Annotated in this window: 2 protein-coding genes; both read right to left on the reverse strand. The window is 71.5% G+C overall.

What is annotated here, in order from left to right; genetic code table 11:
* The coding region (locus tag NIE111_RS22310) for a carbohydrate ABC transporter permease (protein ID WP_372488389.1) at positions 1 to 613 on the reverse strand (613 nt) is incomplete at its 3' end.
* Complete coding sequence (locus NIE111_RS22315; protein ID WP_238686233.1) at positions 610 to 798, reverse strand: hypothetical protein; 189 nt, start codon at positions 796 to 798, stop codon at positions 610 to 612. The genes NIE111_RS22315 and NIE111_RS22310, both read right to left, overlap by 4 nt.
* Positions 799 to 975 lie beyond the last annotated feature (177 nt).

Raw genomic sequence — 975 nt, forward strand, 5'->3', positions numbered from 1 at the left:
ACGGGAACGAGTGCCAGACCACCACCAGGGTGAGGATGGAGAAGAAGAGCAGCGGCGAGTTGAACCAGCCGTAGCCGGTCCAGTCGCTGCGACCGAACAGGCTGCTCGAGAGCCCGTCCGGCAACGCGTTGAACAGCCACGTGACGAGGCCACTGGTGTCGTCGAAGATCCACTTCCAGACGATGGTGCCGGTCAGCGCCGGCGTCGCCCAGGCGAGCATCACGCAGCTGGCCACGAACGTGGCCATCTTGCGACCGAGCCGGTTGAGCAGCAGCCCCACCAGGGTGCCGAGCACCATGGTGAGCAGCACGTTGGCCGCGGCGAACAGAACGGTGTTGCGCAGCACGGTCAGGAAGAACGGGTCGGAGAGGATGTCGACGTAGTTGCCGAGCCCCACCCACGGCCACTCCCGGTCGCCGCGCAGTTGCCGGACGCTGTTCAGCCGGTAGAAGGACATCACCACCACCTGGCCGAGCGGCCAGAGCAGCAGCACCCCGATGATCAGCAGGGCGGGCAGGAGCAGCAGGTAGGGCAGGCGGTCCACCCGGCGACGCCGCCGCGCTGGGGTCTCCCGCGCGGCGGCCGTCTCCGGGCTTGTGGTCTGTGAGATCACTTGCTGTTCAAAATGCCTTCCATCTCACCGGCCGCGTCGGCGGTAGCCTTCTCGACCGTCTTCTGACCCTTCATGACCGAGCTGTTCATCGCCTGGGTCACCGTCTTCGTCCGGCTGACCTCCACCCACTTCGGGGTGAGCGGCGTGAGCTTGGTGTTCTGCATGGTGGTGGCGAACGACGCCATCACCTTGTCGTTCGCGTCCGCCTCACCGCCCCCCCCCCCCCCCCCCCCCCCCCCCCCCCCCCCCCCCCCCCCCCCCCCCCCCCCCCCCCCCCCCCCCCCCCCCCCCCCCCCCCCCCCCCCCCCCCCCCCCCCCCCCCCCCCCCCCCCCCCCCCCCCCCCCCCCCCCCCCCCCCCCCC

Origin of the sequence: Micromonospora hortensis, assembly GCF_022230935.1 — a bacterium.
GTDB classification, from domain to species: domain Bacteria; phylum Actinomycetota; class Actinomycetes; order Mycobacteriales; family Micromonosporaceae; genus Micromonospora; species Micromonospora hortensis.